At 56.4% G+C, this 16424-nt stretch carries 14 protein-coding genes; 8 read left to right on the top strand and 6 right to left on the bottom strand.

All coding sequences use genetic code 11. The annotated features are described in order from the left end of the window. Window positions 1-3: 3 nt before the first annotated feature. Window positions 4-837: a phosphoenolpyruvate hydrolase family protein gene (locus L2W48_RS02395; RefSeq protein WP_236099024.1), complete on the top strand. Its 834-nt coding sequence runs from the start codon at window positions 4-6 to the stop codon at window positions 835-837. Between the two features lie 99 nt (window positions 838-936). Here L2W48_RS02395 and L2W48_RS02390 read toward each other — a convergent pair whose 3' ends face one another. Together L2W48_RS02390 and L2W48_RS02385 are read right to left on the bottom strand one after the other, a co-directional pair. After that, window positions 937-1452 carry a hypothetical protein gene (locus L2W48_RS02390; RefSeq protein WP_236099023.1) on the bottom strand — a complete coding sequence of 172 codons (516 nt, stop codon included), beginning with the start codon at window positions 1450-1452 and terminating at the stop codon, window positions 937-939. Then, window positions 1449-2465: an ATP-binding protein gene (locus L2W48_RS02385; protein ID WP_236099022.1), complete on the bottom strand. Its 1017-nt coding sequence runs from the start codon at window positions 2463-2465 to the stop codon at window positions 1449-1451. The genes L2W48_RS02390 and L2W48_RS02385 overlap by 4 nt, the downstream gene beginning before the upstream one ends. Window positions 2466-2602: 137 nt before the next feature. Here L2W48_RS02385 and kdsB point away from each other — a divergent pair, with 137 nt between their 5' ends. The 7 genes from kdsB to L2W48_RS02350 all read left to right on the top strand — a co-directional run bounded on the left by kdsB (window position 2603) and on the right by L2W48_RS02350 (window position 12178). Next, window positions 2603-3337 (top strand): 3-deoxy-manno-octulosonate cytidylyltransferase, encoded by a 735-nt coding sequence (gene kdsB, locus L2W48_RS02380; protein ID WP_236099021.1) that lies wholly within the window; start codon window positions 2603-2605, stop codon window positions 3335-3337. Next, window positions 3334-4491: an iron-containing alcohol dehydrogenase gene (locus L2W48_RS02375; RefSeq protein ID WP_236099020.1), complete on the top strand. Its 1158-nt coding sequence runs from the start codon at window positions 3334-3336 to the stop codon at window positions 4489-4491. The genes kdsB and L2W48_RS02375 overlap by 4 nt, the downstream gene beginning before the upstream one ends. Then, window positions 4492-5673 carry a DegT/DnrJ/EryC1/StrS family aminotransferase gene (locus tag L2W48_RS02370; protein WP_236099019.1) on the top strand — a complete coding sequence of 394 codons (1182 nt, stop codon included), beginning with the start codon at window positions 4492-4494 and terminating at the stop codon, window positions 5671-5673. It begins immediately after the preceding gene. A gap of 141 nt (window positions 5674-5814) precedes the next feature. Then, complete coding sequence (locus L2W48_RS02365) at window positions 5815-6501, top strand: TetR/AcrR family transcriptional regulator (RefSeq protein ID WP_236099018.1); 687 nt, start codon at window positions 5815-5817, stop codon at window positions 6499-6501. A 2-nt stretch (window positions 6502-6503) separates the two neighbouring features. Beyond that, window positions 6504-7631: an efflux RND transporter periplasmic adaptor subunit gene (locus tag L2W48_RS02360; RefSeq protein WP_236099017.1), complete on the top strand. Its 1128-nt coding sequence runs from the start codon at window positions 6504-6506 to the stop codon at window positions 7629-7631. Beyond that, entirely contained in the window at window positions 7628-10657 is a 3030-nt protein-coding gene (locus L2W48_RS02355) for an efflux RND transporter permease subunit (protein ID WP_236099016.1), read from the top strand. Before L2W48_RS02360 ends, L2W48_RS02355 begins: the two co-directional genes overlap by 4 nt. Before the next feature lie 63 nt (window positions 10658-10720). Continuing rightward, window positions 10721-12178 (top strand): chromate transporter, encoded by a 1458-nt coding sequence (locus L2W48_RS02350; RefSeq protein ID WP_236099015.1) that lies wholly within the window; start codon window positions 10721-10723, stop codon window positions 12176-12178. Here the strand turns inward: L2W48_RS02350 and L2W48_RS02345 are convergent. From L2W48_RS02345 to L2W48_RS02330, 4 genes are all read right to left on the bottom strand, one after another. After that, window positions 12165-12683 carry a hypothetical protein gene (locus L2W48_RS02345; RefSeq protein WP_236099014.1) on the bottom strand — a complete coding sequence of 173 codons (519 nt, stop codon included), beginning with the start codon at window positions 12681-12683 and terminating at the stop codon, window positions 12165-12167. The genes L2W48_RS02350 and L2W48_RS02345 overlap by 14 nt on opposite strands. Continuing rightward, on the bottom strand, window positions 12680-13729 hold the full coding sequence (locus L2W48_RS02340) for an AAA family ATPase (RefSeq protein WP_236099013.1): 1050 nt from the start codon (window positions 13727-13729) through the stop codon (window positions 12680-12682). Before L2W48_RS02340 ends, L2W48_RS02345 begins: the two co-directional genes overlap by 4 nt. A gap of 84 nt (window positions 13730-13813) precedes the next feature. Beyond that, window positions 13814-14902 (bottom strand): mandelate racemase/muconate lactonizing enzyme family protein, encoded by a 1089-nt coding sequence (locus L2W48_RS02335; RefSeq protein ID WP_236099012.1) that lies wholly within the window; start codon window positions 14900-14902, stop codon window positions 13814-13816. Then, window positions 14890-16404, bottom strand: coding sequence for a tripartite tricarboxylate transporter permease (locus L2W48_RS02330; RefSeq protein ID WP_236099011.1), 1515 nt, complete (start codon window positions 16402-16404; stop codon window positions 14890-14892). The genes L2W48_RS02335 and L2W48_RS02330 overlap by 13 nt, the downstream gene beginning before the upstream one ends. Window positions 16405-16424: the final 20 nt, after the last annotated feature.

Raw genomic sequence — 16424 nt, 5'->3', positions numbered from 1 at the left:
ACGGTGAAACTTGTCGAGAAAAGGGAAGAACTCATGAGGGGTTTCCGTAGCATGATCGCCGAGGGCAACCCCATAGTGGGAGGTGGCGCTGGAACGGGGATCTCCGCCAAGTGGGAGGAGGCCGGAGGGATCGACCTCATAGTCATATACAACTCCGGACGGTACCGCATGGCGGGACGAGGCTCCCTGGCGGGGCTCATGGCCTACGGCAACGCCAACGAGATAGTCAAGGAGATGGCCTACGAGGTCCTTCCGGTGGTTCGATCCACCCCGGTGTTGGCTGGCATCAACGGCACCGATCCCTTCGTCATATGGGATATGTTCTTCCGTGAGCTGGAGGACCTGGGATTCGTAGGGGTACAGAACTTCCCGACCGTAGGGCTCATAGACGGCGTCTTCCGTCAGAACCTGGAGGAGACCGGCATGGGCTACGCCCTGGAGGTGGAGGCTATCCGTAAGGCCTCTCAGGCGGGCTTCCTGACCACTCCCTACGTGTTCAGCGCCGAGGACGCTGTGGCTATGACCGAGGCCGGGGCGGATATAATAGTCTGTCACATGGGATTGACCACGAAGGGATCCATAGGCGCGAAAACCTCCAAGACCCTGGACGACTGCGTCGGGCTGATCGACCGGTGGGCCGCAGCCGCCCGAGAGGTCCGTGAGGACGTCATAGTGCTCTGTCACGGAGGCCCTATAGCCATGCCCGACGACGCCCAGTACGTTCTCGAGAGATGCACCGGTATCAACGGTTTCTACGGAGCCAGCAGCATGGAGCGACTGCCCACCGAGGTAGCCATAAAGGAACAGATAGAGAGGTTCAAGAAACTGACGTTCTGATTTTTGGACTCTAACCGCCATATACCGAACTGTATGTAGAGTGTTGTTATATCAGGACGGCTACTCAAATAATGGGTAACCGTCCTGTTTCGTTTAATCTTAAGGAACTGAGCTCGCTAAGCCGAATTTTTTAGCCATCTCTTCGTTGATGACGACCACGTTCTCGCTCTTTACCCGCCATATCCGGGCGAAAGGGGCTAGTTTTTTCTTTAAACTGTCGCTGATGGGCTCGAGCCATTCCAGAGGATGGTCTTTGATGACTAAAACTATCTTGATCTCTATTGCCCCGGAGATCAAAAGCTGAAGGGTATTGCTGAGTTTACTCGTCACCTTCTCCATGTAAACCTCAAAAGGACTTTCCAGTCTTTTTGAGGAGTCGTCCTTCGGGGCGGGGCTTGAGGATTTAGCCTCCACCATCCACATAAATTTGGCTTTCGATGTCGACTTATCCACGTCCTTAAGCAGTATGAACTCCGCTATTTGGACTTTCCCGTTTTTTTGGTTTGTCTTCTCGTAGAGGGCGCTATTCTCTATCGGGTAAACGAGCTCCGGATCGAAAGGCCCAAAAGATATGCCCGATTCCTCTATCGTCAGGGTGTCGTTGGAGGCGGTCATGATAGGCTCATTTCCACCTGTTCCTGATACAGCCGGATGGATTCGTCCACTATCGGGTTGTCCGGCATACCATCGATTAGGTTTGCCGAGCTACAGCCGGATTCGGAGATAGACATGACCGGAATCGACATCCTCTTCTTTCTACTCATCAGGAGTGTCTTTTTAAGCACGAAGTACGAATGGGTCGCGAGAAAAAACTGAATACCTCGATCGGCCAAAACGGCCAAGATATCCAAGAAATCAGATATGGCTTTGGGATGCATGGCGGCCTCAACCTCGTCTATGAAGACCACCGATCCTGGAGAGAGATAACGATTTCCCAAAAGGATGTCCAAAATGGCTATCTTTTTTATCCCCTCCGCTGTTGTCCCTATTGCGAACTTCTCGTTGCCGACCTTGAACGACCAGCGTTGAGCCTCGTCGTCGTATTCAACCCGTCCCCCTAATATTCCTTTCAGGTTTTCTCTGGATTGGGCGAATTCGGTGAAGTTTTTTCCCCTAGTCGGTTTTATAGAGAGGACCTTGGCCAGATCGAAATAGGTATCGTCGAAACCGAAAACCTGGTCTACCTCTCTAGACCGAAGAACGACGTGATGGATGGACAGGAGCTCTTTCGCCGGGATGAATATTGAATTGTTCTTTCTGAAGGAGCCTTCCCAGCCTATCTTAGTTATCTGTTTGGTGGTGTCCTTGCCGAAGGAATATTCCAGCTCGTCCCCGTCTATGATGGCTCTCATCCGAAGTTTTTCGTCGCTCCCCTTCGTCACCAGATCGCCGATCTTTTCGGCCTGGAACGTCCAGTGTAGCTTGCGGGCAAGCAGATCCGCCAGTGAGGACTGTCTGTCGTCGCCTCGTCCGGACATCTCTATGGAGCGGATGGCGCTGTAAAGGGCCTTCAAGAGGAAGGTCTTCCCCCTGCCGTTTTCGCCTATGACCAGGTTTATCTTTCCTAGATCGGGCCAATGCAGGTGTTTCAGAGGGCCAAAATTATTCAGGTCGACTTTCTCTATCATAATCCTCGCTCCTTCTTCAACGTAATTTCTCTCCCTACCGAGTCATTGTAACCCATCTCGAACGTTTTATTCGTGCCACTATCGCCCCTAGTCTGTGATACTTCTACGTGAAAGGAAAAAAGATGGAGGTGAGAGATTTGATCGAGACCCTGGCGGTGATACCGGCTCGGTACGGCAGCACGAGGCTTCCGGCCAAGCCCCTGATGGAGATAGGAGGGGTCCCCCTGGTGATCAGGGTGCTTCGCAACGCCCTGAGGTGCCGTGGCGTAGACAGGACCCTGGTGGCTACCGACGACGAGAGGATCGCTTCGGTCGTCGAGGACTGGGGAGGGGAGGCCATGATGACCCCGAAGGATCTCCCATCCGGAGGGGATCGGGTGGCCTACGTGGCGGAGCGAATAGAGTCCAGATACGTGCTGAACATCCAGGGAGACGACCCCCTGGTTGGGCCGGAGATGGTGGACCCTCTGATGAAAGCCCTCAAGGGCGACCCCTCGGTGCCCCTCGCCGTGCTGGCCAAGAGAATAGAGCGGCCCGAGGAGGTCGACTCGCCCGACATAGTGAAGATGGTCTTCGATAAAAAGGGAAACGCCCTATATTTCAGCCGTTCTCCTATACCGTACCGTAGAGTCGGAGAGGCTGCCTGCTACAAGCACATAGGGCCCTACGCATATAGGAGAGACTTTCTTCTGCGTTTTTCCAGCTGGGATCAGACCGAACTGGAGCGCTCCGAGAGCCTGGAGATGCTTCGGGTCCTCGAGAGGGGATACCCCATCAGGTGCGTGGAAACCTACAGGGACACCATAGAGATAGACACGATGGAGGACGTAAAGTCCTTAGAGAGATATCTTCGGGAGGTAGAGGACGAATGAATTTCGATATGTTCATGGCTGGAAAGATCTCCTTCGGTGCCGGAGTGTCGGCTACGGTAGGGGAAAAGGCGAAGGTTCTAGGAGCCTCCAAGGTTATGTTGGTGACCGACGAGACAATGGTCTCCATAGGAACGGCTGAACGTATAACCTCCTATCTGGAGGAGGCTGGCCTTTCCGTAGAGACGTTCTCCCAAGTGGAGCCCGAGCCGTCGGTGGAGACGGTCGACTTGGCGGCGGACCGGCTCAAATCCACAGGATGCGACCTCGTCGTGGGGCTGGGAGGAGGAAGCTCCATGGACGTGGCCAAGGCTGTCAGCGTTCTGGCAACCAACGAGGGTTCCGCCGGGGCCTATCAGGGACTGGGGCTGGTCAAGAAGCCCGGTCTTCCCAAGATCGTGATCCCCACCACCGCCGGTACCGGTTCTGAGGTCACCTTCACCGCCGTGTTGATTCGCAAAAGCGACGGAGTCAAGGGCGGAATAAACTCGGACTACCTATATCCGGACTGCAGCCTGTTGGACCCGGAGCTCACCCTATCCATGCCCCGAAAGGTCACAGCCGAGACAGGCATGGATGCTTTGGCCCACGCCCTGGAGGCCTATACCAGCCGCCAGGCATCTCCCTTCAGCGACATGATGGCCGAGGCCGCAATAGCCAGGATTGGCAGATACCTCAGGGTCGCAGCCTTGAACGGGAACGATATCGAGGCCAGGAGCGAGATGATGCTTGCCGCCCTCTTCGGAGGTGTGGCCCTTGCCAACGCCGGAGTCACCGCCTGCCATTCCATGGCATACCCTCTGGGTGCGGTCTTCGGAGTGGGGCACGGTCTTTCCAACGCCCTGCTTCTTCCATACGTGGTTCGGTTCAACGCCATGGCGGCGCCGGAGAAATTCGCCAGGGCCTCGGAGCTTCTGTGCGGGCCTAATTACTCGGAGGGGCTTTTCGACAGGGCCGTCGAGTGTGCCGATCGGCTGGACGAGCTGGTCCACGATCTGGATCTGCCGACGAACCTGAGAGAGCTGGAGGTCGGCATAGCCTCGGAGAACTTCGAGGACATGGCGAAAAGGGCCATGGCCGTCGCCAGACCTATGGAGAACAACCCTAGGGACATAACTCTGGAGCAAGTCATATCTATTTATGAGGAGGCCTTTTAAATGCCCGGTTTTGAGTTTTTCGATCAGAGAGAGATAGATGCAGTAGCCGACGTTATCAACAGGAAGATGGTTCACCGTTATTCCTTCAACGACTGCCGTGACGGCATATACAAAGTTGAGGAATTCGAAAAGGCCGTCGCCGATATGGTGGGATCCCGTTTCGCCCTGGCGGTCAGCAGCGGAACCGCCTCCCTTTACGTTGGACTCAAGGCCATGGGCATCAAGCCCGGCGACCAGATCATAACCTCGCCCTTCACCTTCATCGCTACGGTGGAGGCCATGGCCGAGTGCGGCGCCGTGCCGGTGTTCGCCGATATCGACGAGAGCCTCAATATGGATCCCGCCTCCGTGGCATCTCTGATAAACGAGAAGACCAGGGCCGTCATGCCGGTCCACATGTTCGGTGCGGCGGCGGACATGGATGCCATAGCCAAGGTCTGTCACGACTACGGTCTGCCTCTCCTGGAGGATTCCTGTCAGGCCATGGGCGCCACCTACAAGGGCAAGTACGTTGGGACCTTCGGAAAGTGGGGCCCCTACAGCCTCGATCCCTATAAGCTTCTGACCGTTGGAGAGGGCGGCATGATCGTCACCGACGACGAGGAGCTCTACAGGGTCATGGAGTACGCTCACGACCACGGACACGTCCACGACAAGTCCATAGACCGTGGAGCGGAGCGCAAAAGCGGCCTGGGCATGAACTTCAGGATGAGCGAGATCCAGGGGGCCATAGGAGTGGTCCAGGTTGAGAAGATGCCGGGCGCCATAAAGACCCTCAGGGAGAACAAGGCCAAGGTCCTCGAGGCCGTGGGGAGCGTCCCCGGCCTGGTGCGCCGTTCCTTCCCCGATCCCGACGGCGAGATAGCCACCCAGCTGGTCTATATCCTTCCGGACGGAGAGTCGGCGAAGAGATTCCAGGCCGCCTCCGCCGAGGCCGGAGTGGGGTGCGGTATCCTCTCGGGCAACTCCTGGCACTATGCCAAACATTGGGATTCCCTTAGGGAATGGGGCCGTTGCGCCAGGGCTCACGGCATGGACGTTCCCTTCTATCGTCCTGTCGACATGGAGGTCACCGAGGGTATTCTCTGCCGTGCGGTCGTCTACGGCATAGGAGTGACCGCCTCGGACGAATCGCTGGAGACCATGGCGAAGGCCATAAAAGCCGGAGCCGTCGCGGCCTGACCGAGGCGATTCGCTAGGCCGGTAGAGAACCTTGTAGGCTCTCTGCCGGACTTTTTTTACCCTGTCGAAACATTGGTCACTTGACTAAAATAGGTCGACCGTATAAAATCCTTCTCCGTAAAGATCCATGGAGGTGACGGCATGGCAGGATATTCCAGCGGAGACAGAACCAGGGAAAACCTCGTGAACGCCGCGGGAGAGCTCGCGGCGGAACTGGGCTTCTCCAGAGTGACCACCAGAGAGGTGGCCAAAAGGGCCGGAGAAAACGTCGGCAGCATCCACTATCACTTCGGCAGCAAGGAAAAGCTCTTCGAGGCGGTGGTCTACAAGGCCATAGATCCTCAGCTGAAAAACCCCCTTTCCGATGTTCTCGCTCCCTATATGGATCGCCTGGACGATCGAACGGTGCAGGCCGAGGCTGTGGTATCCGCCGTCAGGTGGTTTATGGGACAGCTTTTCTACGACGACAAACCCCTTTGGTGCTGTCGTGTGATCTACCAGCTGCTTCAGAGCCCGGGACATCTGAGAGACCTCGCATACTCGGTGGCAATAGAGCCGGGAGTCGAGTCCTTCCGAAGGCTCCTTCGAAGGGTAGACGGATCCCTGAGTTTCAAGGATTCAATTAGAGAGATGCTGATAATATGTTCCCCCATATTTTTCCACGCCGACTACAGGGACATCATAGGCAGGGAGCTGGGGGTGGAGAGCTACTGTCCCGATTACCTGGAAGGGCTCGAGAGAAGCGTGCTTAAGAGAACTCTGTTTGCCTTGGGATTGGCCGATCAAGTGGAGAAAATATGGAACAGCAGCGAAAGAGGAGGAGAGTAGAGTTGAACAAGAAAATCCTATGGGTTTGTGCCGTCCTGTTCCTGGCACTGGGATCGTGGTTCCTGTGGAGCCACGTCGTTATGGCATCGGAGAAAAACTCGGACAAGGTCGTCGAGGCCCCCAGACCCAGACCGGTGGGACTGGAGACCGTTGGAGTCGGTGCGATCCGGTCGGATCGCCGCTACCCCGGCGTGGTGGAGGCCGATCAGGAGGCCTTTCTTGCCTTCCGGGTAGCAGGTCCCCTGACCAAGGTGGACGTTCAGCTGGGAGACCTGGTGAAGAAGGGGCAGAGGCTTGCCCAGATAGACCCCAGGGATTTCAGAGACGAGATAGAGGTGTTGAAGGCTCAGCTCGAGGGAGCCAGAGCGACCCTCGAAAACGCCCAGACCGACTACGGCAGGTCCAAGTCACTGCTGAAGGAGAAGGTCATAGCCCAGGCCGAGTACGATGGGGCCAAGAAAGCCGTCACCACGGCCAGATCGTCGGTAAGAAACCTCTCGGCCCAGCTGGACATAGCCGGACACAGGCTTCAGGACACGGAGCTAAAGGCTCCCTTCGACGGCATAGTGTCGGAGAGAAAGGTGGAAAACCACGAGATGGTCTCGGCGGGACAGGTGGTCATGGGGCTTCTGGATATATCCACCCTCAAGGTTACAGCCAATGTCCCCGAGGGGGCCCTGGTCCGAGGGTCCCTGTCGGAGGGAACGAAGGCGGAGCTGTCCTTTCCGTCCATACCGGATCTCAAGTTGACCGGGACCCTCGAGGAATGGAGCTCCTCCCCCGATCCTGCTACCAGGACCTACTCGGTGTCCTTCTCCTTCCCGGCGCCGGAAGGGGTCAGGGTGCTCCCGGGAATGACCGCCGAGGTCCTCTGGAACGGCGAGGAGGGCTCCTCCGAGGTCGTAACGGTGCCTCTGGGGGCGGTTGTATCCCGAGGAGACGGCGGATCGTCCGTCTGGGTCTACGATCCTGACGAAAAGGTGGTGCGATCCAGGTCGGTGTCGCTAGGCAAGGTCGGAGGAGACGACAGGCTGCCGGTGATCGACGGCCTCAGGCCCGGCGAGAGGATAGTGGTCGCCGGAGTGGACTTCGTGACCGAGGGCATGTCCGTCAGCCCTCTTGAACGATGAGCAATCCCGCTTCCTTCGCTTTAAGAAAGAGGACCTTCATGGCGGTGATAACCGTCATGATAGTGGCCGCCGGTATAATCGCCTACGGAAAGCTGGGCAGGCTGGAGGATCCCACCTTCACAATAAAGACCGCCCTGGTGGTCACTCCCTATCCAGGAGCCTCTCCCTCGGAGGTCGAGGAGGAGGTCACGGACGTGGTGGAGGAGGCCGTCCAGTCCATGGGACAGGTCAAGGAGGTCCGATCCACCTCTCAGGAGGGACTGTCTCTGGTCTACGTGGACATGCAGGACGACTACCGTTCTCACGAGCTGCCTCAGATATGGGACGAGCTCAGAAAAAAGGTGTCCGACGTTAGAGGACAGCTGCCCCCCGGGGCCGGTCCCTCCATAGTCAACGACGACTTCGGCGACGTCTACGGAGTCTTCTTCGCCCTGACCGGAAAGGGCTACACCATGAAGCAGCTGGAGGACTACGCAAAGGACCTCAAGAAGGAACTGCTTCTGTGCGACGACGTGGCAAAGGTGTCCATATGGGGAACCAGGGAGGAGCGGATCTACGTCGAGTTCAAACGGTCCCGACTGGCCGAACTGGGCATACCTCCGGCAAGCATATACGCCACCCTCTCGGGACAGAACCTGGTGGAGACGGCGGGAAACGTGGAGATGGACGGAGAATACGTCCGCATCTCCCCTACCGGCGCCTTTCCGGACGAATCGGCCATAGGCGACCTGCTCATAGGTGGAATGAAAGGGCTGGTTCGGCTGGGCGACGTGGCCACTGTCACCAGAGGATACCAGGACCCGCCGGAGAGGATCATGGAGTTCGACGGCAAACCCGCCATAGGAATAGGGATCTCCACCGTGTCCGGCGGCAACGTCATAACCATGGGAAATTCCATAAGGGAGACCCTGGCCGAAATAGAGTCGAACAGACCTCTGGGGATGGAGCTTTCACCGGTCTACTATCAGAGCGACATAGTGACCGAGTCTGTGTCGGTATTCATAACCAACCTCGCCGAGGCGGTGGGAATCGTCATAGCGGTGCTTATGGTCTTCATGGGATGGCAGAGCGGTCTTCTTATAGGCTTCATACTGCTTCTCACCATACTCGCCACCTTTTTGGGAATGTTTCTTCTAGACATAGATCTTCAGAAGATCTCTCTAGGGGCTCTCATACTTGCGCTCGGTATGCTTGTGGACAACGCCATAGTCGTGGCCGACGGCATACTGGTCAAGGTCGAGAAGGGCGAGACCAGAGAGCAGGCGGCGGTGGACGTAGTACGAGACACCCAGTGGCCCCTTCTGGGAGCGACTTTCGTGGCGATACTGGCCTTCACCGCCATAGGGTTCGCTCCGGGAAACATCGGTGAGTTCTGCCACAGCCTATTCGAGGTAATGGCCCTGTCTCTGTCCATAAGCTGGATACTGGCGGTCACTGTGACGCCACTTCTGTGCGTGTGGTTTCTGAAGATACCCAAGGAAACGACCGATCCCTACGACAGGCCTCTCTACCGGTTCTACCGAAGGGCGCTTCAATCCTGTCTGGCCCATCGGTGGATCACGATCGGGGCGGTCCTGGCGATGCTGATCGTCGCCCTGATAGGCTTCGGGGCCGTGCCTCAGACCTTCTTCCCCGACTCGACCCAGAAACGGTTCTACGTCAACTACTGGAAACCTCAGGGATCCCACATAGACGAGACCTACAGGGACACGTCCTCCATAGGCGACTTCGTATCGGAACTTGAGGGAGTGGAGTCGGTGGCGTCCTTCGTGGGAGAGGGGACTCTGCGCTTCGTGCTGTCCTACAACTACGAATCTCCCAACGGCAGTTACGGTCAGCTACTGGTCCAGGTCGACGACGTGTCCAGGATCGACGGACTGATAGACCATATAGAGGAGCATATATACGAAAACTACCCCGACGCGGAGTCCCACTGCACCAAGCTGCCCAACGGCCCGGGGCTGGAGTACAAGGTGGGGGTCCGTTTCAGAGGCCCAGACGTCGAGGTATTGAAGGAGCTGGCGGACCGGGCCTTGGAGGTGATGAGGGAAAACCCCAACGTGGCCGACCTGCGTACCGACTGGAGACAGCCTGTCCACGTCTTGAGGCCGATTTTCTCCGAAAGCAAGGCCAGGCAGGCCGGAGTCAGCAGAAACAACCTCCATCAGGCCCTTCAGTGGACCTACGGGGGAAGTCGGGTGGGAATCTACCGTGAGGGAGACGATCTTATTCCGATAGTCTCCCGTCCCCCAGAGGAGGAGAGGACCTCTGTAGGTTCTCTGGGAGACGTTCAGGTATGGAGCGACGGAGCTATGGCCTTCGTTCCCCTGTCGAAGGTGGCAGACGGAGAGGAACTGATCTGGGAGGATCCCCTGATAAAGAGGCACGACCGTCAGAGGGCTATATCGGTGGAGTGCAATCCCGCCATCGGTCTGGCCGAAACCTTGAGGCGACAGGTCCTGCCTGGAATCGAGGCTATAGAGCTTCCTCCGGGCTATTCGATGGAATGGATAGGCGAATACGAGGACTCTCTGGAGGCCCAGGAGCCCCTCCAGAAGACGTTTCCTATCTGTCTTGTGGCGATGTTCGTCACGGTGGTATGGCTGTTCAATTCACTGAAAAGACCGATCGTCATCTTTCTCACCGTGCCTCTTTCCATAATAGGGGTTGTGGGAGGAATGCTGCTCTTCGGAGTACCCTTCGGGTTCATGTCCATACTTGGTTTTCTGGGCCTTTCGGGGATGCTCATAAAGAACGCCATAGTACTCATCGACGAGCTGGACCTACAGCTCAAGGGAGGCAAGGAACCCTATCACGCAGTGGTGGACTCGGCGGTTAGCCGACTCCGTCCTGTCGCAATGGCTGCGGCCACCACCATATTGGGAATGGCCCCCCTCCTCTTCGACCCGATGTACTCGGGAATGTCGATAACCATAATGGGAGGCCTCTTCGTCGGCACTTTCCTGACCCTCATAGTCGTGCCGGTGCTATACTCGGTATTTCACGGGGTCAAGGAATCGTCTTGAAGTTCGAGAGCCTTGTCTACCCGTGACGTTTACGAATAATCGACGGATGAGGAGGCGAGATCTTTGATATTCAAGGTTTTTGCGGCTTTTCTGAGGGCCGGTTTTCTGGGATTCGGAGGAGGGGCCGCCATAGCCCCGGCGATACACAAAGAGGCTGTCGATAGACACGGCTGGGTGGACGACGGCACCTTCAACGACGTCCTGGCGTTGTCGAACACCCTGCCGGGGCCGGCGGCCCCTCAGATGGCGGCGGTCATAGGCTACAGGGCGGCGGGAATCGGCGGAATGCTTGCGGCCGTCTCCGCTCTGGTGGTCCCCATGGCGGTGCTGGTGGTGGTCCTCATCTCCTGGATCTTCTCTGCCGTGGGGGAGAGCGCCGACAAGATGCTGCTCCTCAAGAGGAGCACCGTGGCGGTTTTCCCTCTGGTGTCGGCCATGCTCTGTCGGCTGATGCTCAAGTTCTACCGTCAGGGGTCGGAGGCCATAGGATCGGTCAGGACGGTGCTGTTCTCTCTGGTCTGTCTGGCTCTGCTCTACCTGGGGGTGGACAACGGCTTCGTCATATTGGCCATGATATCCCTGGCTATAACCTCTGCTGCTCCCTGGCCCGGATGGTTCCGCTACGTCATGGCGGTGCCGGTGGCGGCTCTGCTTTTCGTCCACAGCGACCTCGTCTCGACGTTGAGCATGACCGTTCCGGATTACCTGGAGTGGTCGGTGGTGCTCGGGCTTCTGGTCGCAGGGGCCGTCGGGCTTTGGACCACCCCTGCGGAAAACGGGCTTCCGGAATCGACCGGCGAGGCCGGGCTACGTCCGGTTTTAGAAGACCTCGGGCGGATCTGGTCGGTGGTGCTGGCTGTCTGCGTGCCTTTGGTGGTGTTCTGCCCTCTTCTTCGATCCTCCGCCTATCTGGCGCTTCTGGCCGGGATGACCTTCACCGGACTCATGACCTTCGGAGGCGGCCCGGTGTTCATTCCACTTGCCATAGGGCTTCTGGCCGGGCCGTCGTCTCAGATATTCCTCTACACCAGGGAAAGGCTCATGCAGTATATAGCCATAGTGAACGCCCTGCCGTCTCCCATAATATCCAAGCTCTCCGCCATCTCCGGCTGGGACATGGTGCAGAGGGTGGCCGATTCGGGAACAGCCTATTCCGGTCCCCTTTGGCTTTGGACTTCGGCGGGAGGAGCCATCCTGGTGGTAGCCATGGTGCTCCCTGCGGTTACGAACTCGTTGGTCGCCTTCTCCTGTCTCGACAGGATAAAGAGATCACCGGGTATGAAGGCCATGACCAAGTTTATCCTTCCCGTTCTCATGGCCATCTTCCTGTCGGTCTTCATCTCCTTCATGGATACAACCTTTCGTACGGTGGCCTCCTTCCCGGGACAGTCGGCTATATCGTCGGGGTTGCAGTGTGTCTGGCTCTTCTGCCTCTTCCTCTGGCTACAGACCCGCCTGCGCAGAATTCCCGACCCCCTCTTGATATTGGGCGCCGTGGCCTACGGGATCATCGTTCTCTAGGGGCGCACCTCTTTATGGGATATTTCGGCAGGTAGCGCTTCCAGCCGTCCACCGTCACAACGGCGCAGTCCTTCACGTAGGGATGGCTCCATGGCCGGTCGGATTCCCATCTCAGCTTGGAGAGGATCCTCTCCTTGGTGGCCAGAAGCTGGGCCGCCTCCACAGGGGTCCTCTCCAGACCCAGAAGAAGCACGAACAGGATGGGCTTATCGTCCAGTCCCATGAGGTGCAGATAGCAGTAGCTGTCCCTGGCCTTGGGGATCAGCCTTCCCGCCAGATATTCGTCTCCCGAAAGTCGCCTCACGAAGGAATGCCTCTCCCTCTCCGGGGCACCCTGGTCCGACGGGTCCTTCACCTCCACCATTATGGTCCGTTCCCTTTCCACTATGACGAAGTCCACCAGAGCCATTCCTATGGGACGGGGTTCTCCCGGCTCGTCCAGCTTTATCCAGCTCTCCGCCGCCGAGAGGTTGAGAAACAGCTCCTTCTCTCTGGTCCAACTCAACTTTCTCCCTCCTCCGACTCCAGAAGAGCCCTGGTGGCGTCCCTGTGGTAGAGGTCCATGAAAACCTGGGAGATCACGTTGGGGTGAAGCGACGGATAATCCTCCGTGGAGGAAATGTCTATCCCCCTGCCGTTTCGAAACAGGGCGTGGAAACGGACGTCGTCTCCCTCCCTCGACCTGAGGTCCAGCTCCTTGAGCACCACGTAATCATGGGTGGCCAGGAAAACCTGAACCCCCCTTCTCTGTATCGCTAGGACCACTTCCATCATCGGCCCTATGGCCGACGGGTTGACGTTCGCCTCCGGTTCGTCCCAGAAGAGGACGCTCCCTCCCGTAAGGGTACCGTTTCGTATCAGCCTCCAGAGGACGCCGAGTTTTCTCAGCCCCTCCGCCATCAGGGGGAACTCCAGATCGTCGTACTCGGACTGAAGGAAAAAGCCTCCCTCTCTCTCCACCACCTGGCCGCCTATACGCCGCTCCAGATCCAGGGCCAGCTCCGTCATGTCCTCGTCCAGAGGTGCTTCCGGCTGGGCCATGGACCTCTCTATTACGTCGGCGTAGGTATCGTCGAAGGCCAGCCGTCCCGCCCGATGAAGCGCCGTGAAGTTCGGAGCGTGGACCAGCATCTCCTTCACCGGCAGAAAAACGCTCTCGAGAGGGTGGGCCAGCCACTCCCTCTCTCCCACCATCTCCACCTCGCTCGGGCTATCCGTGCTATCGTCGAAGGAACATAGAATGTGGTCCTCTCCGCCGTCTCTCGTCTTCCTGATCTCTATGGCACCGGAGGACAGCTCCTCTCCCCGCCGCACCAGACGTCCGATCCGTCCGCCCAGGGGCATGAACAGCCTGGTCAGCTTCTCGGGAAAACTCCTCTGGCCCAGCGAAGCCTCGCAGGCTCCGTAGAGAAACTTCATCATGTGAGACTTACCAGAACCTCCCTCTCCCACCAGCACGTTCAGTCCCGGTGAAAAACGTCCTGTGACGGAGGAAAAAGCGGTAAGGTTTTTCAACGTCACCGACGAAAGATAACCTTTGTTCATGTCCATCACCCCTTTCTCCCGTTATTGTAGAATAAAAACCTTGCGGTTTCGTATCGGCAGCTTATACGGAAGCGGTGGGAAAGTGGGTTTTCAGTCCAATTGGAATTCCGCCAGGCTGCGTACTCCTATGCCGGGTTCCGGACCGACGTAGAGGTAGCCGTCTTTTAGGCGATGACAGGTATCGGCCATCTCTTTTTGAGTGGCATAGCATGTTAGATCGTTTGCGGTTTTTGCCGACGGAATGGAACATGCCAGATGAAGGCATGCGGCGCAGTTTATCTGAGTATCGAAGGTGTTGGCGATGACGCAGCCGACGCCGGCCGCCTGAGCGATTCCCGCTATTTGAAGGGCCGGATATATCCCTCCGGTCTTGATGAGTTTGACGGTAATGAAATCGGCCGCGCCCTTCATGAGTTGTTCGGCTGCGTCCGCGGGCGAGTGCACTCCTTCATCCGCGCATAGAGGTATTCCGAACTCTCTTCGCAATCGAGAGGCTTCGTCTATCATATTTGCGGGAAGAAGTTGTTCATACATCTCTAAATCGCAGTCCACGACGCCACGTATGAACTTTACGGCTTTTCCGATGTCGTAACCTCCGTTGGCATCGACTCTTATATTGACGTCTTTCCCGGCCGTGGATCGGACCGTTTTGACTCTCGCTATGTCTTCGACGACTTTATCGCCGATTTTTATTTTTATGCTTTTTACCCCTTGTCGGATATATTCCTCCGTCAGCTTTTCCGTTTTTTTTATATCGGTTATTCCTATATGACGGTTTATAGCTGTTTTATCCCTGTACTTGCCTCCTGTCAGTTTATATATGGGCACGCCTAGTTTCTTTGCATTGAGGTCGTACAGAGCGGTATCTATGGCCGCCTTTGATGCATTGTTGCCGTATATCGATATGTCCATGCTTTCGTGTAAGGACCCCATATCGAAACTTTCCATGCCGATAAGAGGCGGCAGAAGATATTTAGTGAGCACGAGCTTGACTATGGCGACCGTCTCTCCCGAAAATTCCGGTAAGGGCGTGGATTCGCCCCAGCCACGTACGCCATCTTCGTCCTCCACTCTGACGATGACGTGTTCCTTTTCCTGCGGTGGCTTGCCGTAAGAGGTGGCCATCACGGTAGTGGAACGCTTTATAGTCCTGATATCCCATTTTTTTATTCTGGACATCTTGATATCCTCATCCTTTTCCGTCGAGTCGATACCAGAGGCATGATTATGAACAGGACCGATATGACGAATATGACCAATGCTATAGGTCGTCCGGCCAGATCGGACAGATTCCCTCCGGAAGATATTATGGCAGTCCTGAAGTTGCTCTCCACTATGGGACCCAGAATATACCCCAGTATCAAAGGAGGAAGGGAAAAACCGCTGTTGGTGAAGAAATATCCGAATGTCCCGGCTCCAAGCAACACCCATATATCGAATATGCGGTTGTTTACGCTGAAGGTACCCAATATGCACATGATCAGTATAACCGGATAGAGTATCTTTGCCGGAACCTTAAGTAGTCTTACGAAAACTCTTACCAAAACCAAGGCTACTATCACCATGACGAAATTCGAAAGTGCGTAGGCGATGAACATGGATCCCACTATGTCGGCATTCATCCTGAACATGAGCGGACCTGGCTGAAGTCCGTGAATCACCAGCCCGCCCATCAATATGGAGGTAACTAAATCTCCCGGAATCCCGAGAGTCATCATCGGAATCATCGCTCCGCCGTTTACCGCGTTGTTTGCAGATTCGGAAACAGCGACACCCTCGATGCAGCCGTTGCCGAATTCCTCAGGATGCTTCGAAAGGTTCTTTACCTGTGAATAGGCGATCATGGAGGCCGTGGATTGTCCCACCCCCGGCAGTATGCCTATAAGCGTTCCGATAAGGGAGCCTACCCATAGCGCCGTTTTGGATTGGGCTATATCGGTCCATGACGGAATTATGGAGACTTTCTTCTGCATGGGGTTGAATTGGGGTTCACCGGTCGACATAGATCTTACCTGGGTCAACATCTCTCCGAGGGCGAAAAATCCCATCAGAGTCGCGAGAGTTGGAAATCCGCTGTCCAGCTGCCAGATTCCGAAAGTGAATCTCGTGACTCCCATGACCGGGTCCATTCCCGCCATGGCCAAAAAGATGCCTACGACCGCCGCAATAAGACCTTTTGTCATATCCTTGCTTGCCAAGCTGACCACCACGCTGAGTCCCATTATGCCGAGTGCGGTGTATTCCCAGGGGCCGAATATCAAGGCGGCTTTGGCGAGCATTGGCGCTATGGTAACCAAAACGACCATGCTGAATGTGCCTCCTACGAAGGATGCGAATACACCCATCGATAGAGCTTCGGCTGCTCTGCCCTTTTTAGCCAGTGGAGTGCCGTCGAAACACGTGACGATGGATGCCGAAGTTCCCGGAATGTTCAACAGGACGGCTCCGTACAATCCTCCCGATATTCCGCCGACATATATGCCTATCAGGGTGGATATACCTTGAATGGGGGTCATCATATAGGTAAGGGGCAGTATAAGCGATACTCCCAGAGCGGCGGTGAGTCCAGGAATGCACCCGAAGATCAACCCCATTATTACGCCTGAGACCAGAAGCGGGAAAACCGTGATATCGGAGAAAAAAGCGTGAATGCCGATGTTCAGACTCGATACGATATCCATTGTTAACCCCTCGTTTCGTA

Origin of the sequence: Dethiosulfovibrio russensis (assembly GCF_021568855.1) — a bacterium.
Lineage (GTDB): Bacteria > Synergistota > Synergistia > Synergistales > Dethiosulfovibrionaceae > Dethiosulfovibrio > Dethiosulfovibrio russensis.
This window is presented reverse-complemented; position numbering and strand designations above follow the sequence as displayed.